Source organism: Streptomyces sp. SCPE 10 (assembly GCF_051980735.1).
Taxonomy (GTDB): domain Bacteria; phylum Actinomycetota; class Actinomycetes; order Streptomycetales; family Streptomycetaceae; genus Streptomyces; species Streptomyces misionensis.
In genome coordinates, this window is the sequence record NZ_CP197069.1 from 3,596,735 (window position 1) to 3,616,703 (window position 19,969).

The window sequence follows — 19,969 nt, forward strand, 5'->3', positions numbered from 1 at the left end:
GTCCTCACTCCCTCGGCCGGGTCAGGATCACCGCGGACTGGAAGCCGCCGAACCCGCTGCCCACGGAGAGCACGCTGGTCAGCTTCCGTTCCCTGGCGGTACGCGGCACGTAGTCGAGGTCGCACTCGGGGTCGGGGGTCTCGTAGTTCGCGGTCGGCGGCACGGCCTGCTTGGCCAGCGCCAGCACGCAGGCGACCAGTTCGATGGCGCCGATCGCCCCGAGCGAGTGGCCCACCATGGACTTGATGGAGCTCATCGGGGTGTCGTAGGCGTGCTGCCCGAGCGCCCGCTTGACCGCCGCCGTCTCGTGGCGGTCGTTCTGCCGGGTGCCGGAGCCGTGCGCGTTGACGTAGTCGATCGCCGTGGGGTCGAGCCGGGCCTGGTCGAGGGCGGTGGAGATGGCCCGCGCCATCTCCAGGCCCTCCTTGGTCAGACCGGTCATGTGGTAGGCGTTGCCGAAGGTGGCGTAGCCGCCGAGCTCGCAGTAGACGTGCGCGCCGCGGGCCCGGGCGTGCTCCAGCTCCTCCAGGACGAGCACCGCGCCGCCCTCGCCCATGACGAAGCCGTCACGGTTGTTGTCGAAGGGCCTGGAGGCGTGCGCGGGGTCGTCGTTGTTCGGCGAGGTGGCCTTGATCGCGTCGAAGCACGCCATGGTGATGGGGGATATCGGCGAGTCCGACGCTCCGGCTATGCAGATGTCGGCCCGGCCCTCCTGGACGGTGTGGAAGGCGTAGCCCACGGCGTCCAGGCCCGAGGTGCAGCCGGTGGAGACGGTCTGCACCGGACCCTGTGCGCCGAAACGTTCCGCCACCGCGGAGGCCGCCGTGGCCGGGGTGAAGGCCCGGTGCAGCTGCGGCCGGGCCCGCTCGGGGTCCACGTCCCAGCGCTCGCCGCCATGGCTGACCAGCACGTAGTCGTTCTCCAGACGGGTGGTGCCGCCGACCGCGGTGCCCACCGACACCGCGACCCGCCACGGGTCCTCCCGCCGGAGGTCCAGCCCCGAGTCGCGGACCGCCTCCTCGCCCGCGACCAGGGCGAACTGGATGTACCGGTCCGACCGCTCCACCTGCTCGGCGTCCAGACCGTGCGCCGCCGGGTCGAAGTCGCACTCGGCCGCGATCCGCGAGCGCAGCTGGGAGGGGTCGAAGAAGGTGATGCCCCGCGTCGCGGTCCGGCCGTCCGCGAGCAGATCCCAGAACGCGGGTACACCGATGCCGCCCGGGGCGACGATGCCTATGCCGGTGACCGCCACGCGCCGGTTCATGACCGGACCCCTCCCCCGTCGGCACCCGCACCGGCCGGTTCGGCGGCCGGCGTCTCCTCGGTGTCGACGTGCCCGAGCTGCGGGCGCGGCGCCAGCGGGCCCAGGTGGAAGACGATCCGCGCCTCCACCTTGCCGACGTTGCGGAACCGGTGCCGCATGCCGATGGGGATCATCAGTCCCTGCTCCGGGCGCAGCACGTGCGGCTCGCCGTCCAGGTCGACCTCCAGCTGGCCGCAGACGACGTAGACGAACTCCTCGGAGTAGGGGTGGTAGTGCTCACCGATGCGGTCGCCGGGCTGCACGATGGCCACGCCCATGAAGCCGCTGGTGGAGCCGACCGTGGCCGGGGTGAGCATGGCGCGCAGATCACCGCCGCGCCGCGTGTTGGGCTCGACCTCGCTGAGGTCCACGATTCTCGGACGGGGTTGGATCACGACAGTCCTCCGGTGGTGTGATCGGGCTTCTGGGGGGCTCGTGGGGTGGCCGGGGGGTCAGACGGCGGGCGAACGGCGGTCGGTGACCAGCTCCATCGGGGCGGCCTCACCGGCCAGCAGCTCGCGCAGCCCGGCGGCCAGGGTGCCGTCCTTGGGCAGCGGGTCCACGTCCGCGCCCTCGTCGGCGAGGTCCACCAGCCGCACCACGACGTCCTCGCGCTCGAAGACCGTGCTGCGCAGCACCCGGCTCGCCGGGTCGTCGGCGTCCGCCGAGTCCGCCTTGGCCAGCAGCTCCGCGAGCTTCATCCCGCACCCCGGCCGGGCCGGGTAGTACAGGGCCCGGCGGGTGCCCTCGGGCCGGTCGTCCGCCATCACGTGGTGGACGGCGGGCAGCGCCGCCCGGGTGAAGAACAGCCGCGCCGACTCCTGGTCGTCGAGGTCCCGGTCCTGCTCCAGATAGGGGTTGATGGCCTCCTCCACGGCCTGCACCTCGGGCGAGCGCGCCACATGACGCAGGGCGGCCAGCAGGTCGCCGCGCACCTCGATGGCGCGCACCACGCGGTTGCCGTGCATGAACAGCGAGGTGCGCAGCAGCCGCGTGGAGTCGTCCACCCGCGGCTCGGGCGCGGCGTAGTCGGCGAGCAGCCGGGCGACCTTGTCCTCGGTGCCGGGCTTCACGGTGAAGGTCAGCGCGTGCCGGATCACTCCGTCACCGATGCGCACCTCGCTCTGCAACCGGCCCCGGGCGGGCGCGTCGCCCTGGTACGCCCGGCCCGTCTCGCGGACGATGTGGAAGCGCAGCGAACGGGTGTTGCGCACGCAGGAGTGCAGCGGCTCCACCATCCGCACGTGCTCCTCGCTGTTCACCCAGGTGAGGAACGGCGGGGCACTCTCCCACTCGCTGGTGATGAGCCATTGGGACGGATTCTCGATGGACTGGCAGAGTTGGTCGCTGACATGGCCGGGCACGGACGCAACCTGGTTGCAGAGCTGCTCGTACGCCTCCAGGAACTGCTGCTGCGCGCCCTCGTAGACGTCGACCAGCAGAACGACCCGGAGCCGCGAGCCGTCGAAAACGGACTGGGAGACACGCGACACGTCCCGTGCCGGCGCTTCTGACAGACGTTCAGAGGTGGTGGTCATGGTGCGGACATCTCCTTGGCGGGGGTTCTCGGGTGCGCCGGTCACCGCCGTGACGCGACGTCAGCGCTTCTTGATCCTGTGCCGCCGACCGTGAGCCCGCGACTCGTAGGAACCACGCGGGTGATCCAGGGAGCAAATGGCCCCAATCACGTGGATAGCGGGCATGAAAGTGACAGGCGCTCGTACGCACCCCCGCCTCTGGAGGCCTCGATGCATCACACAGCCGACCACCGGGTCCCCGTCCTCATCGTGGGCGGCTCTCTGGTGGGCCTGTCCACATCCCTGTTCCTGGGCCGTCTCGGCGTACGCCACCTGCTCGTCGAGCGGCACGCCGGGACCTCCCACCACCCCCGCGGACGGGGCAACAACGTCCGGACGATGGAGCTGTTCCGGGTGGCCGGCATCGAGCCGGACATCAAGGCGGCGGCCTCCCTGCTGGCCGACAACCACGGCATCCTGCAGACCCCGACCCTCGTCGGCGACGCCGGGGAGTGGCTGTTCCGGGAGATCGACCCCGGCGGCGGACTGAAGAGGTTCAGCCCCACCGCCTGGTGCCTGTGCAGCCAGAACGACCTCGAACCGGTGCTGGTGGACAGCGCCCGCGAACTCGGCGGCGACCTGCGCTACCACCACGAGATGGAGTCCTTCGAACAGGACGCCGACGGGGTGACCGCCGTCGTCCGCGACCGCTCCACCGACGAGCGCTACACCGTCCGGGCGGACTACCTCGTCGCCGCCGACGGCCCCCGCAGCCCCGTCCGCCGCGCCCTCGGCATCGGCCAGAGCGGCCCCGGCGACCTGTTCGCCAACGTCAGCGTCACCTTCGAGTCCACCCGGCTGGCCGACGTCGTCGGCGACCGCCGCTTCATCTGCTGCTACCTCACCCATCCGGACGCCGACGGCGCCCTGCTCCCCGTCGACAACAAGGAGCGCTGGGTCTTCCACGCCCCCTGGCACCCCGAACGCGGTGAGGCCCTGGAGGAGTTCACCGAGGAGCGGCTCCAGCGGCACATCGCCGCCGCCGTCGGCGTGCCCGGCCTCGACGTGAGGATCACCGGGATGGCGTCCTGGCGTGCCGCCGAACGGGTCGCCGACTCCTACTCGGCCGGCCGGGTCTTCCTCGCCGGCGACTCCGCCCACGAGATGTCCCCCACCGGCGCCTTCGGCTCCAACACCGGCATCCAGGACGCCCACAACCTGGCCTGGAAGCTCGCCGCCGTCCTCGACGGCTGGGCCTCCCCCGCCCTCCTCGACACCTACGGCTCGGAGCGCCGCCCGGTCGCCGTCGCCACCAGCGCCCGCGCCTCCGCCCGCTCCGTGGAGCACAGCCACCCCGGCTTCGCCCCCGCCCCCGGCGTCGGCGGCGCCAAGCGCGGCGGCATCCTCAACGTCGTCCTCGGCTACCACTACCCGGAGGGCGCCGCCCTCGGCACCGACCCCGGGGCGCCGGTCATCCCCGACAACCTCGCCCTCACCGGCCGCCCCGGCACCCGCGCCCCGCACCTGTGGCTGCGCCAGGCCGCCCGGCGGCTGTCCACCCTCGACCTCTACGAGCGCTCCATGGTGCTGCTCACCGACGCCCCCGACGACGCCGGCTGGTACGACGCCGCCCGGCGCATCGCCGCCACGGACGGCGTCCGCCTGGACGCCTACCGCATCGGCCCGGGCGCCGACGCCGACCTGATGTACGACACCGAGGGCACCGACTGGGCCGCACTGCACGGCGTCACCGCCGACGGCGCCGTCCTGGTCCGCCCGGACGGCTTCGTCGCCTGGCGCGCGGACGGCGCGGCCCCGAACCCGGAAACGGCCCTCAGGGAGGCACTGAAGGCGGTACTGCGCACGGGCTGACCAGCGGACCCACTGCCGGCCGACCACAGCCGGACAGGCCGCACAGGCCCTGCGCCCACCGGGACGGCAGGGCCTGTGCGGCCTGTCGTTCTCCGGAGCCCTCTGCCGGATGCGAACCGACGGCCTTCGCGTCACGGGCAGCCGGACCGACGGCCCGCCATCCGTCCCGCCCCCGGCCCGTCAAGCCGTCAGTTCCTTCCCGATCTCCGTCAGCGCCTCGACCACGACCCGTACCGCCGGGCGCACCGCCGCCTCCTGTCGCCACACCGCGTAGATCCTGCGGGTGAGGGCGGGTTCGACCGGCAGGGCCACCACGTCCGTCGGAAGGTGGCCCAGGCCCAGGCTGGGGACCATCGCGAGGCCCACGCCGGCGGAGACCAGGGCGATCTGGGTGGGGTGTTCGGCCACCACGTGGGTGATGCGGGGTTCGGCGCCCTGCTCCCGCATGGTGTGCATGAGCCATTCGTGGCAGGTGGAGCGCTGGGGCCGGCTGATCCAGGACGCGTCGAGGAGTTCGCCGATGCGTACGGTGGGGCGGTCGGTCAGGGCGTGGTCCGCGGGCAACGCCACCCTCGCCGTGTCCACCATGAGCAGGCGCCTGCTGAGCTTGCCGGGCCAGGAGATCGGCATGTGCTCCCAGTCCTGCACGATGCCGACGTCCAGCTCGCCGCGCTCCACCTGCGGCAGCGGGGAGTCGTGGTCCACCTCCCGTACCCGAACCTCCAGTTGGGCCGCGCGCTCGGCGAGGAGCCGCAGGGCCCGCGGCACCACACCGCGCGCCGCGGTGGGGAAGGCGCCCAGCGTCAGCCGGCCCACGGGATGGTCGTTGTACGACTGGAGTTCGGCCTCGGTCTCGTCGACCAGGGCCAGGATGTGCCGGGCGCGCTTCGCCAACAGCAGCGCGGTGGGCGTGAGTTCCACGCCGCGGCCGGTGCGGGTGACCAGTTGGTGGCCGGTTTCCTGTTCGAGCTTGCGAAGGTGCTGGGAGACGGCCGAAGGCGTCAGATGCAGCACCGCGGCCGCCCCGCTGACCGAGCCGTGGGCGGCCACGGCCTGCAGGCTGCGGAGTCGATCCAGGTTCAGCATGGTGAATGCATGCTACAAACTGAGCTCACAAAACCTCGCTTGTCGTGGGCTTCCCTTGATTCCAGAGTGGTGGTCATGGAATCAGCCTCCTCCGCGACCGAGCGCGCGGCCTACGCCACGGCCGACAGCGCAACCGAGACCGGGGGCGCCGACCCGTCCCCGGGTTCATCTTCCGCCGATCACCGCCCCGGCCTCGACTGGCGCATCCGCTTCCTGCTGCTGGCCCTGGTCTGGGGTCTCAGCTTCCTCTTCGTCAAGATCAGCGGAGAGGCGTTCGCGCCGCTCCAGGTCGCCCTGGGACGGGTCGCGTTCGGGGCCGTCGCGCTGCTGATCGTGCTGGTGGTCAAACGGGACACCCTGCCCCGCCGGCCGACGCTGTGGCTGCACCTCGCCGCCGCCGGCCTCCTGCTGAACGCCCTGCCGTTCACCCTCTTCGCCTACTCCGAGCAGCGCATCACCTCCGCGCTCGCCGGGATCTGCAACGCCACGACACCGCTGTTCACCCTGCTCGTGGCGATGACCGCGCTGCCGAGCGAGCGGCCCAACCGGAACCGGCTGGCCGGCATGGCCATCGGCTTCCTCGGTGTCCTCGTGGTCTTCGGCATCTGGAACGGCGCCGACGTCGGCGACCCGCTGGGCGCGGGCCTGGCCTTGGCGGCCGCGCTGAGCATGGGCGCCGGCTGGGTGTACGTCCGCCGCTTCCTCACGCACTCCGGGCACTCCAGCGTGTCGCTGTCCGCCGCCCAACTGACCGCGGGAGCCGTCGAACTGGCCCTGGTCACCCCGTTCCTGACGTCGTTCCCGCGCGCGTTCCCGCTCACCCAGTCGCTGTCCCTGCTCACCCTCGGCGCCGTGGGCACGGGCATCGCCTTCCTGATCCAGTACGGGCTGGTGCGGGACGCGGGCGCCACCGTGGCGTCCATGGTGACGTACCTCGTCCCCATCATCTCCACCATCGCCGGCGTCATCGTGCTGGGCGAGACGCTGAACTGGCACCAGCCCGTGGGGGCCGTGGTGATTCTGGCCGGTGCTGCGCTTTCGCAACGCCGGACTTCCTCGAAGTAATCACCTTCGAGCTTTTCGGAAACCCTCAGGAAATAACCGCCTCATAGGCTTTGAACAACTTCGGAGAACGCTGAAAGGAAACACCTGTGTCTGCATCCGACACCATCAAGAAGATACTCGTCTCGGACATCTACGTAGAGGTCCCGGTCGAGCAGATAGGCGAGCGGGACAGCCTGCGGGACGTACTGGGGGTGGACTCCCTCGGCTTCGTCGAACTGCGCGTCCAGCTCGAGGAGGCCTTCGACATCGCCATCTCCGACGACGACTTCACCCCGGAGCACTTCGCCAGCGTCGCGTCCCTGACCTCGCTGGTGGAAAGCCTGAAGGCAGCAGCCGCCACCGCTTGACCGATGCCTCGGACAGCGCCGAACGGCGCGTGAGACACGAATGGAGCGATGTGGCCGACACCGCCACGCCGGATCCGTACGTCACCGGAATCGGCTGGGAGACACCTCTCGGGAATTCCGTGGACGACGTATGGAAACAGCTGCTCGAAGGAAAGTCGGGAATTGCCGACACACCTTCCGAAATTCCCGTTCGAAGTCCGCTGGCAGCCATGGTGCCGACCGTTCCGGTATCCGCTGACCCCCACCTCCGACAGCAGGAACTCGCCGTACGTGCCGCACAGGCGGCGCTGGCCGACGCCGGAATTCCACCGGACGGCCCGGACACCGAGTTGATCCTCGGGACGAGTTACGCGGGAAACCTCGACGATCCCGACGTCCCCTCCCTCTACGACTGGGCCCGCCGCACGGCCGACGACATCGGCTTCCCCGGCACGCCGCTGTGTGTGACGACCGCCTGTTCCGCCGGGTCCGACGCCGTCCTGATGGGCGCCGAACTGATCCGCTCGGGGCGCCGCGAGGTCTGCGTCTGTGTCGGTGTCGACGTCGTCACCGCCGCCAAACGGCTGGGCCACTCCCTGCTCGGCACGATGAGCGCCGAGGCCCTGCGCGCGTTCGACACCAGGCACAACGGCATGGTCCTCGGCGAGGGCGCCGGCGTCCTCGTCCTCGAATCCGCCGCGCACGCCCGCCGCCGGTCCGCACGGGTGCACGCCGTACTGCGCGGCGCGGGCTCCGCGAACGACGCCGCCGGCATGACCGCCCCCGATCCCAGCGGCCGCAGCGTCTGCCTGGCCGTGGAACGGGCCCTGACCGGCAGCGGCCTGAGCACCGACGACATCGCCGTGGTGAGTGCGCACGGCACCGGCACCCCCGTCAACGACGCCGTGGAGGCCACCAGCCTGCGGGCGCTGTTCGGCGCCGGCCCGAGCGGCCCCGTCGTCTACGGCACCAAGGGCGCGCTGGGCCACAGCCTCGGCGCCTGCGGGACGATAGAGGCCATCACCCTGATCAAGGCCCTCACCGACCGCGAAGTACCCGCCGTCCAGGGCCTGAAGACCCCGATGGCGGACTTCCCCCTGCCGCTGCCGGTCGGCGCACCGAGTCCGGTACCGGCGGGCTCGGGACTCAGCCTGACGTTGGGCTTCGGCGGCTTCAACACCGCGCTGCTCTTCTCCGTGCCGGGAGGCGACGATGACTGATTCCCGTACGCCGGCCGCCCTGGCCCCCGTCGGGTACGCGGAGATCGTCACCGACGCGCCGGAGCGCCACTCCCGCAACGGCTCGTCCTTGTTCGCCGATCCCCTGGCCTGGCTGATGGCCGAGGCCGTCGAGGCCGCCGTACGGGACTGCGGCACCGGCCTGACGGAGATCGGCGACCTGTCCGAGATCGGCGACCTGGTCGGCATGATCGCGATCAGCGAGGTGTGCACGCTCGACACCATGCGCCTCATCGCCCGGGCCACGCCCCGGGGAAGGCTGTCGCCGCTGAAGTTCGCCGGCGCCAACCCGGGCTCGCTCGCCGGACTCGCCTGCATCCGGCAGGGGTTCCGCGGTCCGACGCTCACCCTCTCCATGCCGCCGGCCGCGGCCCTGCGCACGGCCCTGGACGTGGCCGCCGGCTGGTTCGGCCGGGACAGCGCCCGCTACGTCCTGCTCGGCACCCACCGGCAGGACGGTGACACCCACGCCGTCCGGTGCGCCGTACTGCAGTCCGTCCGCGCTCCCGAGCCGCACGCGGAGTCCGCGCTCGCCCGCCTCGCGGCACCGGTCCCCACGACCGTCGCCGCGACCAGCTGAACGAGGTGTCCTCTCCCATGCTCACCCGACCTCTCGCCGTGGACCTCGGCATCAGCCGGGACGACGTCGTCTCGCTGCTCGCCCGTACCCTCGACCTCGGCCGGCCCGGCGACGCGCCCGACGGCCCCGACTTCGACACCGTCGCGGCCGACTTCGCGCGCCTCGGTCTGCGCGAGGGCACCCCCGTGGTCATCGCCCTCGCCAACGGCACCCACCTGCTCAAGCAGTACTTCGCCGTCCTCCTCGGCGGCTGCGTCCCGATCTCCGTCGCCCCCTCGACCCCGTCCGCCCGCGTCAACGCACTGGCCGGGCATCTGCGCGCCGGAGCACTCGTCGCCGCACGCATCGACCCGTCCCGCTACGGCGCCGACCGGGTGCACCAGGTCGGCGAGCAGCAGGCCGTACTCCTGGCGGCCGGCGGGCCGCAGGGAGCGTACGCGCCGGGCCACGCGCTGATGCTCACCTCGGGCACCTCGGGCATGTTCAGCGCCTGTCTGCACCGGGTCGACTCGCTCCTGCGCAACGCGCGCCGGCACGCCGCGGCGGTGGGCACGCGGGCCGACGACCGGCTGCTGATCACGCTGCCGCTCTACTACTCGTACGCGATCGTCGCCCAGGCCCTGACCGCCCTGGTGACCGGCGCCGGGCTCGTCATCTCCGGACCGCCGTTCAATCCGGTCGGCTACCGTTCGGCCGTCGTCCGGCACGGCGTGACCTCGTCCTCCATGACCCCCACCATCGCCCGCCAGTTGGTGGAGGCGGGGGAGCGGCTGCCGTCGCCGCTGCGGTCGCTCGCGGTCGGCGGCGACCGGATGGACCCGGCGCACGTCGCCGGTCTTCTCTCGCTCAACCCCACGGGCGAGCTGTACGTCACCTACGGCCTCACCGAGGCCGGGCCCCGGGTGGCCACGCTGGCCGCCCACGCCGAACCCGCGCACCGCCACGCCTCGGTGGGCCTGCCGCTCGCCGGCGTCGGCACCACGATCCGCGAACCCGGGCCGGACGGCGTCGGGGAACTCCTGGTGGCCACCGACACGGCACTGCTGCGCAAGGTCGGCCCCGCCGCGCGCCAACCGCTCCTGGCACCCGGCCTGGTCGCCACCGGCGACCTGTTCCGGAGCGACGACGACGGCTACCTGTACTACGAGGGCCGGATCTCCGACTTCGTGATGGTCCGCGGCGAGAAGGTCTCCCTCTTCACCGTCCGGCAGGCCGCGCAGACCATCCCCGGTGTCGCCCGCGCGATTCCCCGCGTCAGCCAGGGCGCGGACGGCGAGACACGCATCGACCTCGAAGTCCACGCCTCCGAACCGGTCCTGGTCACCGACGACATGGTCCACGAGGCGCTGCGACCGCTGCTGCTGCGCAGCGAACGCCCCGCCGAGATCACGGTCGTTCCCGTCTCGGCGACCGTCCAGCACAAGTGAACCGGACCAGCAGGCAAAGGAGCGACACCGTGACCGCACCCCGCACCCAGCTGTTCTGCGTGCCCCACGCCGGAGGCTCCGCCGGAGTCTTCCGGCCCTGGCAGCGCACGTTCCCCGACCACATCGACGTGGTCCCCCTCGAACCCGCCGGGCGCGGCACCCGCCGCTCGGAGGACTTCGCCACCCAGGTGCCGCAGGCCGCCGCCGACCTGGCCGGACTGCTCATCGACCGGCTCGACACGGACCGGTTCTTCCTGCTCGGCCACTGCATGGGCGCCCTGATTGCCTACGAGATGGTCCACCACCTCGAACGCGCCGGCCTGCCCACCCCGCACACCCTGATCGTGTCCGGCCGCAACCCCCCGCACCTGCAGACCGAGTGGGGCAAGCGGGTGGCCAAGCTGCCCGACGACGAACTCTTCGCGGAACTGCGCTCGGTGGGCGGAGTCCCCAAGGGACTCAGCCGCGCCATGGCCGACGGCTTCCTGCACATCATCCGCAACGACCAGGCCATGGTGCACGCCTACACCCCGACCGACCCGCCGCCCCTCGTCGACGTACCCGTGCACGTCCTGGCGGGCCGCGAGGACGAGATGACGCACCCCGACCGGCTGCCCGGCTGGTCGGCGTACACCACGGGGCCGGTCGAGGTCGAACACCTCACCGGCGGCCACTACTTCCTCTACGACTGGCCCGACCACGTCGCGGCCCGGGTGGCCGGCTGGACGGCACAGGAGGCGGTCACCGCATGAAGTTCCGCCACCTGGGCACCACCGGTGTCCGCGTCAGCAGCCTGTGCCTGGGCACCCTCATGTTCGGCTCCTGGGGCAACAAGAGCGCCGACGACTCCGTCCGCATCATCCACCGTGCGCTCGAAGCGGGCATCAACTACATCGACACCGCCGACTCCTACTCCCGCGGCGAGTCCGAGGAGATCGTCGGCAAGGCCCTGTCGATGTCCGGCCGCAGGGACCGCGTGATCCTGGCGACCAAGGTGCACTCCCCGATGGGCGTCGACCCCAACTCGCGCGGCAACTCCCGGCGTTGGATCCAGCAGGCGGTGGACAACAGCCTGCGCCGCCTGGGCACCGAGTGGATCGACCTCTACCAGGTGCACCGGCCCGACCCGCACACGGACATCGACGAGACCCTCGGCGCGCTCACGGATCTCGTACGGGCCGGAAAGATCCGCTACTTCGGCAGCTCGACGTTCCCCGCCCACCAGATCGTCGAGGCCCAGTGGACCGCGGAACGCCGCCACCGGGAACGCTTCGTCTGCGAACAGCCCCCGTACTCGCTGCTCGCCCGTGAGATCGAGACGGACGTGCTGCCCACCTGTCTCAAGTACGGCATGGGGGCGGCCACGTGGAGCCCGCTGGCCGGCGGCTGGCTCACCGGCCGCTACCGCAAGGGGCAGGAGATCGCCCGCACCGGGCGGGCCGGCCGCTGGGGCAAGCGGTACGACATGTCGACCGAGGCGAACCAGCGCAAGCTCGACGCGGTGGAGCAACTGGCCGTGCTGGCCGAGGAGTCGGGCCTCAGCCTGATCCATCTCGCCCTCGCCTTCGTCCTGGAGCATCCCGGCGTGACCTCGGCGATCGTCGGGCCCCGCACGATGGAACAACTGGAGAGTCAGCTGGGCGCGGCCGACGTACGCCTCCCCCGGGACGTCCTCGACCGGATCGACGAGATCGTCCCGCCGGGTCGCACCCTCAACCCGGAGGACGGCGGCTGGAGCCCACCGGAACTCGCCGACGCGTCGCTGCGGCGACGCGGGCACTGAGGACGAGAGGAGGACGGCATGTCCGTCACAAGCGACGAGCAGCGGCCGGTGACCACGGTCCACGCGATCCCCGACGACCTGGCAGACCCGGCGTCCGGTCTGGCCCCGGCCGGCTGGCGGCGACGGGCCGAGCACCGCTTCGAGATCGGAGCCCGCTACGACAGCGGCGACCAGCCGCTCGTCCTGGCGCACGCGGTACGGCTCGCGGCCCTGGCGGTCGCCCACGAGGCATACGGGGTGCCCCGGGGCCATCACTGCGTCTTCCGGTCCCTGTCCTGCGCGCCCGCGCGGCCCGGCCCGCTCGCCCTGCCGCCGGGCACCCCGATCACGATCGGCCTCGACTGCCTCGACCCCGACCTGCGCCGCGGACAGCTGGTCGGCGCGGGCTTCAGGGGCGAGGTCCGCACTGAGGACGGCTCGCTGGGCACCGGACAGGTGGACTTCGCGTTCCTCTCCCCGGCCGTGTACCGGTTCGTCCGCGGCACGCCGGGGGAGGCGGCGCCGGACGCACCGCCGTGGACCGGGTCGTCCGCACGGGAGTTCCGCCCGCGGCCGGACCAGCTGACCTTCCGGGGCGCCCCGGTGGACCACATCCCCGGGATGACCCTCGCCGAGGCCCTGCTGGAACTGGTGCGCGACCAGACCGGCGGCGCCCGGGTGACGCACTTCTCCAGCAGGTTCACGGGCTACACGGCCCCCGACACCCCGTGCACCCTCCACCTTCGCCCCGCCGGCCCGGCCGGGACCCGAAGCTACGAGGTGCTCGCGGTGCAGTCCGGCCGACCGGTCTGCGACGGGACCGCCGTGGTGGCCTGAGCCGCATGTCCGGCCCACGACGGCGACAGCGTCGAACCGGCGACCTTCGCTCCACCCGTTCGATCCGGACCCACTCCGGCTGCTGCGAGCGACGCGCACGGCTGCCGGACAGAGGTGCCGGTGTACAGGGCGGGTCTCAGGCGGGAATGAGGCCGTGGGGGTTGATGATGAACTTCTCGGCCACTCCCCTGTCGAAGGTCGCGTAGGCCTCGGGGGCGTCGTCGAGGCTGATCACCTTCGTGTTGAGCATGGCGCTCAAGTAGGGCATGCGGTCCCACAGGATCGCCATCATCAGCTCGCGGTTGTAGTGCATGATCGGTGCCTGTCCGGCGGCGATCCGCGGCGACTTGATCCATGCCTTGCCGAAGTCGATCGGGTACGTTCCCTCTTGCTCGGCCTTCGACTTCGCGAGCGGGTCGGGGCCGTAGACGCCGATGACGCCGGTGGCTCCGCCCGCGCGGGTGGCGTCGATCACCTGGTTGACTGCGTAGGCCGGGTCCATGTCCTCGGCCTCGCGGCCGATGCCGTGCGCCTCGGTGCCGACGTAGTCGACCGCGCAGTCGACCATGGGCTCGCCCAGGATGGCCTCGATCTGGTCGGTGAGCGCTGCGTCCTGGCTCAGGTCGATCGTCTCGCACCCGTTCTTCCTCACCAGCTCCAGGCGGTCCTTGTTGTAGTCGCCGACGATGATGCAGGACGCCCCGAGGAGACGCGCCGCTGCTGCGCCGCAGCGGCCGACCGGGCCGGCGCCGGCGATGTACACGGTCGAGCCCGGCTTGGCACCGGCCTCCATGAGACCGTGGAACGCGGTGGGCAGGATGTCCGAGAGCAGCGCCAGGTCACGGATCTTCGCCATGGCCTGGTCCCTGTCCGGGAAGCGCAGGAGCTGGAAGTCGGCGTACGGGACGAACAGGTACTCGGCCTGGCCGCCGGTCCAGTCGCCCAGGTTGAAGCCGTACGCCCCGCAGGACACCTTGGGGTTCGTGGTCTCGCAGACGTCGGTCCGGCGCGCCCTGCAGTTGCGGCACCGGCCGCAGGCGACGTTGAACGGGACGGAGACGAGGTCGCCCTCACTGAGGAACTCGACATCGGGGCCGACCTCGATGACCTCCCCGGTCATCTCGTGTCCCATCACCATGCCCTTCGGCACCGGGAAGGACCCGCGGTAGATGTGCAGGTCGCTGCCGCAGATGTTGGTGGCGACGATTCTGAGGATGACGCCGTGCGGAGCCTTTTTCCCGTTCGGCATCTCAAGCTTCGGGAAGTCGAGGGACTCGACGCGCATGTCTTTCGGGTTCTGGAACACGATGGCGCGGTTGCTGCTTGCCATGAGGATCTCCTCTGCTGGCCCAGGGCGACTCGGCCGTGGAAGTACCGACGGTCATTTCGGTGGTTTTGTGACATCGGCTTTCCCAACGTAGGGCTGCCGTCCACCGTGTGCACGCCGGAGCAGCGCCCGAGCCCTCGCCCGTCCAAGCCGAGGCCCGGGGGATGGGCGCTCGCGAGCGGCCCTGATGCCTTTGGCAGGATCTGCAATGGCTTCGGAAGCGACGCGTGACGAACCAGCCCGTGTCGCGCCCCGCGTCGTGATGGAGATCCTGGGGCACAACCATGGACGTGTACACACGCGACGCAGCGCGAGGTCCATCGTCAGACTCGTGATCGTCGCTGCTCGGGCACCGAGTTACGCGGCTCGCTCGGCCGCGCGGGGGTTTCGACGGGGCTTCATCGTCGGGGAGGCGTCGGCGTCGTGGATGGCGAGAGCGACCGCGACGGCGAGTACGGCCACTGCCGCGGCGGCGAGGAACGCGTCGTGGTACGCGCTCAGGTTGGCGGTGACGTGGCACCGGGACGGCCGACCAGCCTCACCGACCAAGGACGGGAACCGACCAGGCGGGCGCAGCTTGCCGACACCACCCCGCCGGGTCTTTCGCCAACCTCACCCCCACCGAGATCACCACGCTCCGAGACCTGCTGCGCAAGCTCGATCCGCACCAACCGTGAAGGCAGTGAACCTCTCTCATCCTGAGTAGTCGCATGTCAGGAGAGTGATGCGGTCGAGGCTGGGCTGCATCGGGATCTGCGGAGGATTCGCCGGGACTTCCGTCGGGCAGCGCCACGCCCGACCGGTGCCCGCGCCGCGACCAGGGCGCGGCGGACTCGCTGATCGCGAGCCGGGCGGCGATCTTCGCCGCGGCAGGACAGCTCACCCACGAGGCGCCCCCGTGGGCGCTCGATCCCTGGACAGCCACCTCATGAACGCGTGAGGTCAGTTCGGCGGGCGGCTCGGTTCCGTGCCCGAGGTCTGCGACGCTGTCCAACTGGCGAGGAGTTTGAGGCGGTCCTCCGAAGGGGTGCCCGGCTCGGCCGTGTAGATGATCAGGTCGTGTACGGCCCGTTGCGGCAGGGGCAGGTCCAGGGAGCGGAAGGTCATCTCCAGAGGGCCGACCTCGGGATGGTTCAGCCGCTTGATGCCTTCGTGTCGGATTCGGACGTCGTGACTGGCCCACATGGTGCGGAAGTCGGGGCTGAGCGTGGACAGTTCGCCGACGAGTTCACGCAGGGCCCGGTCGTGGGGTTCACGTCCGGCTTCGGCGCGGAGCACCGCGACCGTGGCCCTCGCGCCTTCCTCCCAGTCGACGAAGAAGTCGCGGGAGCCGGGGTCGAGGAAGAAATATCGGGGGAAATTGGCGCGGCCGCGGTCACCGGTGGTGTCGCTGCCGAACATCGGCGAGTACACGGCCTTGCACAGTGCGTTGCCGACGACGATGTCCAGACGGCCGTCGCGTACGAAGGCGGGCGCCATGGTCATGGAGTCCACCATCCACTGGACGGCGGACGGGATCTTGACGTCCTTGCGGCGCTGCCTGCGGCGAGCGGGGCGAGCCGCTCTGGCCAGCTCGAGAAGATAGGTGCGCTCGTCCTCATCGAGGAGCAGTGCCTTCGCCACCGCTTCCAGCACGTCCTCGGAGACACCGCCGATGTGGCCCTTCTCCAGCCGTGTGTACCACTCGGTGCTCACGCCGGCGAGGGCCGCGACCTCCTCGCGGCGCAGTCCCGGAACCCGGCGGCGTCGGCTGGTGGGCAGTCCGATCCGCTCCGGGGTGAGCTTGGCCCGTCGGCTGATGAGGAAGTCCCGGATTTCCGAACGGTTGCCGGCGGGATCACCGGTGTGGTTGTCGGCCGCAGGTTCCATTCCTTCACGGTACTCATGGCCCCCGGCCGATAGGGAGGTCGTGTTTGTACCCCCCATAAACGCGACCTTGCCCGCCCTCGACGGCGCCGGTTTCGTGGGGTCGGCGGACTTGAACGGCCCTCCCTCACCGCGGATCGCCGTCCGCCATCCCCATCCATACGTCAGGAGCACGACCATGGCCGACAAGACTGTACTGATCACCGGTGGGACCAGCGGTATCGGCGCCCACACCGCGCGGTTGCTCCTCGACCGCGGCCACCGTGTGGCGGTCACCGGCCGCAACGAGGGCAAACTGAAGACCTTCCTCGACGAGGCCGGCCACCCCGACCGGCTGCTGGGCCTGGTCGCGGATGCGGCGGACTGGCAGGCCACCGAGTCGGCCGTGACCCGCACCGTGGAGCATTTCGGTGCCCTCGACGCGGCGGTGGCCAACGCCGGATTCATGTCCGGTGACTCCATCGGGGCCGGTAACCCGACGTCGTGGGCGCCGATGGTTCTCACCAACGTCCTCGGCCCCGCCCTGCTGGCACATGCCACCTTGCCCCACTTGGAGGCCACTGGCGGACGGCTGGTGCTCATCGGCAGCGTCGCCGGGCTGAAGAACTCTCCCGGCAATCTCTACTCGGCCACCAAGTGGGCCACCACCGGACTCGCCGAGAACCTGCGTCTGCACGCCACGACCCGCGGCGTCGGTGTCACTCTTGTCAACCCGGGCATGATCGACACACCCTTCTGGCAAGGCGCCGACGTTCCCCCCTTCGCCCTGCCTCCCCAGCCCATCGCCGAAGCCATCTGCTTCGCCCTCGACCAGCCGGCGGGCGTCGACCTCAACACCCTGACCATCCGGCCCATGGGCCAGCCCGCCTGACCAACGCCCGGTCGCCACACCACACCGCTCACCGAGCTTCCTCGAGTGGCCGCCGACCTGGACCTCAGCAGAGCCCCCTGTCGGATTCGAACCGACGACCTTCGCTTTACAAGAGCGGCGCTCTGACCAGCTGAGCTAAGGAGGCCTGGTCCGCGTCTGTGCGGACCTGCCTGTGCAGTGTACCCACGTCACCTCGTGGCCCTGTCGAAAATTTCCCCGAAGTTCACAGCCGTCCATGTACTGACAGACCGGTGATCGCCGGGTACCGTCTCGGTTCAGTTCACCCTCGTGGACTACGCCAACCACCTTCCTACAACGGATCGTCCGGCACGTTCCTGCCGGTAGAAGGGGGCCCATTCACCATGGCCACTGTCACGTTCGACCAGGCGACCCGGATCTACCCGGGTTCCACCAAGCCCGCCGTCGACAAGCTCGACATCGCGATCGAGGACGGCGAGTTCCTCGTCCTGGTCGGCCCGTCGGGTTGCGGGAAGTCCACCTCGCTGCGGATGCTCGCGGGCCTGGAGGACGTCAACGCCGGCGCCATCCGCATCGGTGACCGCGACGTCACGCACCTGCCGCCCAAGGACCGGGACATCGCCATGGTGTTCCAGAACTACGCCCTGTACCCGCACATGACGGTCGCCGACAACATGGGCTTCGCGCTCAAGATCGCCGGCGTCAACAAGGCGGAGATCCGGCAGAAGGTCGAGGAGGCCGCGAAGATCCTCGACCTCACCGAGTACCTGGACCGCAAGCCGAAGGCCCTCTCCGGCGGTCAGCGCCAGCGTGTCGCGATGGGCCGCGCGATCGTGCGCGAGCCGCAGGTCTTCCTCATGGACGAGCCGCTGTCCAACCTGGACGCCAAGCTCCGTGTCTCGACCCGCACCCAGATCGCCTCGCTCCAGCGCCGGCTCGGCATCACCACCGTCTACGTCACCCACGACCAGGTCGAGGCCATGACGATGGGCGACCGCGTGGCGGTCCTCAAGGACGGTCTGCTCCAGCAGATCGACAGCCCGCGCAACATGTACGACAAGCCCGCGAACCTCTTCGTCGCCGGCTTCATCGGCTCCCCGGCCATGAACCTGGTCGAGGTCCCGATCACCGACGGTGGCGTGAAGTTCGGCAACAGCGTGGTGCCCGTCAACCGGGACGCCCTCAAGGCCGCCACCGACAAGGGTGACCGTACGGTGACCGTGGGCGTGCGCCCGGAGCACTTCGACGTGGTCGAGCACAACAGCGGCGCGGCGAACGCCCTCAGCAAGGACACCGCCGACGCCCCGGCCGGCCTCGCCGTCTCGGTGAACGTCGTCGAGGAGCTGGGCGCCGACGGCTACGTCTACGGCAGCGCCGACCTCGGCGGCGAGTCGAAGGAGCTGGTCGTGCGCGTGCCCGGCCGCGAGGTGCCGGAGAAGGGCGCCACGCTGCACGTCGTGCCGCGGCCCGGCGAGACGCACGTCTTCTCCACCTCCACGGGCGAGCGGCTGTCCGACTGAGCACGGTCCGACGAGAGGGCCCCGCGGTGCGCCGCGGGGCCCTCTTCGCATGATCGTCCCGGGTACGGCCGTCAACCCCCTACCCGGAAAACCGTCGTTTCTCATCCCCCGTAAGGGTGACTGCGCGTCCTCGCGGCATTACCGACCGCTACCCTCACACGCGTGAAGCACTCCATCACCACTCAGACGCGACGCAGCCACCGGGGCCCTGCCCGCCGGGTCGGCCGCTCCCTCGCCCTCGTCCTGCCCGTCGTCCTGGTGCTCTCGGGAACCCTCGCGGTCACCCGGGTCAACTGGACGGGAAGCCCCGCCAGCTCGGTGCTCACCGCCTCGGACGTCATCCCGGCACAGGCCGCCCCCAAGGCGGTCGCCCACGCCCCCGAGGACGTGCTGCGGGACCGCCTGATGAGCGAGCTGCACGAGAAGAACCCCGGCGTGGTCCTCACCCACCTCCAGGAGGCCGTCAACGGCCGCCCGTCGCTCGCCCGGCACTGCTCCGCCATCGCCCGCGCCCTCGGCAAGGCCGCGGTGCGCATCTACGGCGCCTCGCGCGCCCAGTCGTACGCCCGCCCCGTGTGCGACACCTCCTTCGCCACCGGGGTGCTGGCCGCACGCGGCTGAACCCCGCTCGGGGCGCCACGTACAGTGCGGGTCATGACCCATCCGAACGCCGCGTCGCGCCCCACCCAAGCCGTGATCCTGGCCGGGGGCCAGGGCTCCCGGCTGCGTCCGTACACCGATGACCGGCCCAAGCCCATGGTCGAGATCCCCGGCACGGGCACCCCGATCATCGGCCACCAGCTCAGCTGGCTCGCCGAGGAGGGTGTGACGGACGTGGTGGTCTCCTGCGGCCACCTCGCCGACGTCCTCCAGGACTGGCTGGACTCGGCCCAGCTGCCGGTCTCCGTGCGCACCGTCGTGGAGACCGAGCCCCTCGGCCGCGGCGGCGGACTCAAGTTCGCCGCCGCGCACCTTCCCCGCCCCGACCGGCCCTGGTACGCCACCAACGGCGACATCTGGACCCGCTTCTCGCTGCGGGACATGGCCGACTTCCACACCGAGCGGGACGCCGTGGCGACGCTGGCGCTGGCCCGGCCCCGCATCCCCTGGGGCGCGGTGAAGACCGACGGCTTCGGCCACATCACCGACTTCATCGAGGCGCCGCCGTCCACGTTCGAGATCAACGCCGGTGTGTACGTGTTCTCCCCCGAGTTCACCGCGCTGCTGCCCGAGCGGGGCGACCACGAGCGCACCACGTTCCCGGGTCTCGCCCGGGAACGGAAGCTCGCCGGGTTCCCGCTGCCGCAGGGGGCGTACTGGCGGGCCATCGACACGGCGAAGGACCTGACCGAGGCGGCGAAGGAGTTGGCCGGGCTGGGCCGGTAGCACCGAG

Annotated in this window: 19 protein-coding genes and 1 tRNA gene; 13 read left to right on the plus strand and 7 right to left on the minus strand. The window is 71.0% G+C overall.

Features of this window, described 5'->3' with window-relative positions:
* Positions 1–4 precede the first annotated feature (4 nt).
* From ACSP97_RS16725 to ACSP97_RS16735, 3 genes are read right to left on the minus strand one after another with little or no spacing between them, the layout of a single operon-like run.
* A complete protein-coding gene (locus ACSP97_RS16725) occupies positions 5–1,264 on the minus strand; it encodes a beta-ketoacyl-[acyl-carrier-protein] synthase family protein (protein ID WP_355146068.1) in 1,260 nt (419 codons plus the stop codon).
* Positions 1,261–1,698 (minus strand): cupin domain-containing protein, encoded by a 438-nt coding sequence (locus ACSP97_RS16730; protein WP_070024074.1) that lies wholly within the window; start codon positions 1,696–1,698, stop codon positions 1,261–1,263. Before ACSP97_RS16730 ends, ACSP97_RS16725 begins: the two co-directional genes overlap by 4 nt.
* 57 nt (positions 1,699–1,755) lie before the next feature.
* Positions 1,756–2,841, minus strand: coding sequence for a SchA/CurD-like domain-containing protein (locus ACSP97_RS16735; RefSeq protein WP_440558121.1), 1,086 nt, complete (start codon positions 2,839–2,841; stop codon positions 1,756–1,758).
* Positions 2,842–3,051: 210 nt separating this feature from the next.
* Between ACSP97_RS16735 and ACSP97_RS16740 the strand changes: the two genes are divergently transcribed.
* Complete coding sequence (locus ACSP97_RS16740; RefSeq protein ID WP_355321751.1) at positions 3,052–4,692, plus strand: FAD-dependent monooxygenase; 1,641 nt, start codon at positions 3,052–3,054, stop codon at positions 4,690–4,692.
* Positions 4,693–4,872: 180 nt separating this feature from the next.
* Here the strand turns inward: ACSP97_RS16740 and ACSP97_RS16745 are convergent, their stop codons facing one another.
* Positions 4,873–5,778, minus strand: a complete 906-nt coding sequence (locus tag ACSP97_RS16745; RefSeq protein ID WP_440558123.1) for a LysR substrate-binding domain-containing protein — start codon at positions 5,776–5,778, stop codon at positions 4,873–4,875.
* Positions 5,779–5,853: 75 nt separating this feature from the next.
* Here ACSP97_RS16745 and ACSP97_RS16750 point away from each other — a divergent pair, with 75 nt between their 5' ends.
* The 8 genes from ACSP97_RS16750 to ACSP97_RS16785 all read left to right on the plus strand — a co-directional run bounded on the left by ACSP97_RS16750 (position 5,854) and on the right by ACSP97_RS16785 (position 13,013).
* The gene (locus ACSP97_RS16750) at positions 5,854–6,843 is read left to right on the plus strand and encodes a DMT family transporter (RefSeq protein ID WP_355146076.1); all 990 of its coding nucleotides are present in this window, start codon (positions 5,854–5,856) and stop codon (positions 6,841–6,843) included.
* A gap of 86 nt (positions 6,844–6,929) precedes the next feature.
* A complete protein-coding gene (locus ACSP97_RS16755) occupies positions 6,930–7,190 on the plus strand; it encodes an acyl carrier protein (protein WP_355146078.1) in 261 nt (86 codons plus the stop codon).
* A 50-nt stretch (positions 7,191–7,240) separates the two neighbouring features.
* Positions 7,241–8,389, plus strand: a complete 1,149-nt coding sequence (locus ACSP97_RS16760; protein ID WP_355523833.1) for a beta-ketoacyl synthase N-terminal-like domain-containing protein — start codon at positions 7,241–7,243, stop codon at positions 8,387–8,389.
* On the plus strand, positions 8,382–8,987 hold the full coding sequence (locus ACSP97_RS16765; RefSeq protein WP_440558126.1) for a polyketide synthase: 606 nt from the start codon (positions 8,382–8,384) through the stop codon (positions 8,985–8,987). The genes ACSP97_RS16760 and ACSP97_RS16765 overlap by 8 nt, the downstream gene beginning before the upstream one ends.
* Positions 8,988–9,004: 17 nt before the next feature.
* On the plus strand, positions 9,005–10,414 hold the full coding sequence (locus tag ACSP97_RS16770; RefSeq protein ID WP_440558128.1) for a class I adenylate-forming enzyme family protein: 1,410 nt from the start codon (positions 9,005–9,007) through the stop codon (positions 10,412–10,414).
* Positions 10,415–10,443: 29 nt separating this feature from the next.
* Positions 10,444–11,166, plus strand: a complete 723-nt coding sequence (locus tag ACSP97_RS16775) for a thioesterase II family protein (RefSeq protein ID WP_364723545.1) — start codon at positions 10,444–10,446, stop codon at positions 11,164–11,166.
* Positions 11,163–12,197: an aldo/keto reductase gene (locus ACSP97_RS16780; protein WP_355146088.1), complete on the plus strand. Its 1,035-nt coding sequence runs from the start codon at positions 11,163–11,165 to the stop codon at positions 12,195–12,197. Before ACSP97_RS16775 ends, ACSP97_RS16780 begins: the two co-directional genes overlap by 4 nt.
* Positions 12,198–12,215: 18 nt before the next feature.
* Complete coding sequence (locus ACSP97_RS16785) at positions 12,216–13,013, plus strand: AfsA-related hotdog domain-containing protein (RefSeq protein ID WP_440558130.1); 798 nt, start codon at positions 12,216–12,218, stop codon at positions 13,011–13,013.
* Between the two features lie 136 nt (positions 13,014–13,149).
* Here ACSP97_RS16785 and ACSP97_RS16790 read toward each other — a convergent pair whose 3' ends face one another.
* Both ACSP97_RS16790 and ACSP97_RS16795 read right to left on the minus strand, forming a co-directional pair.
* Positions 13,150–14,343: an alcohol dehydrogenase catalytic domain-containing protein gene (locus tag ACSP97_RS16790; protein ID WP_355146092.1), complete on the minus strand. Its 1,194-nt coding sequence runs from the start codon at positions 14,341–14,343 to the stop codon at positions 13,150–13,152.
* Between the two features lie 939 nt (positions 14,344–15,282).
* Complete coding sequence (locus ACSP97_RS16795) at positions 15,283–16,209, minus strand: helix-turn-helix transcriptional regulator (protein ID WP_355146094.1); 927 nt, start codon at positions 16,207–16,209, stop codon at positions 15,283–15,285.
* A gap of 175 nt (positions 16,210–16,384) precedes the next feature.
* Between ACSP97_RS16795 and ACSP97_RS16800 the strand changes: the two genes are divergently transcribed.
* Positions 16,385–17,077, plus strand: coding sequence for an SDR family oxidoreductase (locus ACSP97_RS16800; RefSeq protein ID WP_355523851.1), 693 nt, complete (start codon positions 16,385–16,387; stop codon positions 17,075–17,077).
* A 71-nt stretch (positions 17,078–17,148) separates the two neighbouring features.
* On the opposite strand, the gene ACSP97_RS16805 is transcribed toward ACSP97_RS16800, so the two are convergent.
* Positions 17,149–17,222, minus strand: a tRNA-Thr gene (locus ACSP97_RS16805).
* A 217-nt stretch (positions 17,223–17,439) separates the two neighbouring features.
* Here ACSP97_RS16805 and ACSP97_RS16810 point away from each other — a divergent pair.
* The 3 genes from ACSP97_RS16810 (at position 17,440) to ACSP97_RS16820 (ending at position 19,962) form a co-directional block, all read left to right on the plus strand.
* On the plus strand, positions 17,440–18,576 hold the full coding sequence (locus ACSP97_RS16810) for an ABC transporter ATP-binding protein (RefSeq protein WP_355146101.1): 1,137 nt from the start codon (positions 17,440–17,442) through the stop codon (positions 18,574–18,576).
* Between the two features lie 162 nt (positions 18,577–18,738).
* Entirely contained in the window at positions 18,739–19,197 is a 459-nt protein-coding gene (locus tag ACSP97_RS16815; protein WP_355146103.1) for a hypothetical protein, read from the plus strand.
* A 33-nt stretch (positions 19,198–19,230) separates the two neighbouring features.
* A complete protein-coding gene (locus ACSP97_RS16820; RefSeq protein ID WP_355146105.1) occupies positions 19,231–19,962 on the plus strand; it encodes a nucleotidyltransferase family protein in 732 nt (243 codons plus the stop codon).
* Positions 19,963–19,969: the final 7 nt, after the last annotated feature.

What these genes read in the sequence shown, in the direction of transcription:
- ACSP97_RS16725 (WP_355146068.1), bottom strand. Translation starts at nt 1,264, where the DNA reads ATGAACCGGCGCGTGGCGGTCACCGGCATAGGCATCGTCGCCCCGGGC.
- ACSP97_RS16735 (WP_440558121.1), bottom strand. Translation starts at nt 2,841, where the DNA reads ATGACCACCACCTCTGAACGTCTGTCAGAAGCGCCGGCACGGGACGTG.
- ACSP97_RS16740 (WP_355321751.1), top strand. Translation starts at nt 3,052, where the DNA reads ATGCATCACACAGCCGACCACCGGGTCCCCGTCCTCATCGTGGGCGGC.
- ACSP97_RS16745 (WP_440558123.1), bottom strand. Translation starts at nt 5,778, where the DNA reads ATGCTGAACCTGGATCGACTCCGCAGCCTGCAGGCCGTGGCCGCCCAC.
- ACSP97_RS16750 (WP_355146076.1), top strand. Translation starts at nt 5,854, where the DNA reads ATGGAATCAGCCTCCTCCGCGACCGAGCGCGCGGCCTACGCCACGGCC.
- ACSP97_RS16765 (WP_440558126.1), top strand. Translation starts at nt 8,382, where the DNA reads ATGACTGATTCCCGTACGCCGGCCGCCCTGGCCCCCGTCGGGTACGCG.
- ACSP97_RS16770 (WP_440558128.1), top strand. Translation starts at nt 9,005, where the DNA reads ATGCTCACCCGACCTCTCGCCGTGGACCTCGGCATCAGCCGGGACGAC.
- ACSP97_RS16780 (WP_355146088.1), top strand. Translation starts at nt 11,163, where the DNA reads ATGAAGTTCCGCCACCTGGGCACCACCGGTGTCCGCGTCAGCAGCCTG.
- ACSP97_RS16785 (WP_440558130.1), top strand. Translation starts at nt 12,216, where the DNA reads ATGTCCGTCACAAGCGACGAGCAGCGGCCGGTGACCACGGTCCACGCG.
- ACSP97_RS16790 (WP_355146092.1), bottom strand. Translation starts at nt 14,343, where the DNA reads ATGGCAAGCAGCAACCGCGCCATCGTGTTCCAGAACCCGAAAGACATG.
- ACSP97_RS16795 (WP_355146094.1), bottom strand. Translation starts at nt 16,209, where the DNA reads ATGGAACCTGCGGCCGACAACCACACCGGTGATCCCGCCGGCAACCGT.
- ACSP97_RS16800 (WP_355523851.1), top strand. Translation starts at nt 16,385, where the DNA reads ATGGCCGACAAGACTGTACTGATCACCGGTGGGACCAGCGGTATCGGC.
- ACSP97_RS16810 (WP_355146101.1), top strand. Translation starts at nt 17,440, where the DNA reads ATGGCCACTGTCACGTTCGACCAGGCGACCCGGATCTACCCGGGTTCC.
- ACSP97_RS16820 (WP_355146105.1), top strand. Translation starts at nt 19,231, where the DNA reads ATGACCCATCCGAACGCCGCGTCGCGCCCCACCCAAGCCGTGATCCTG.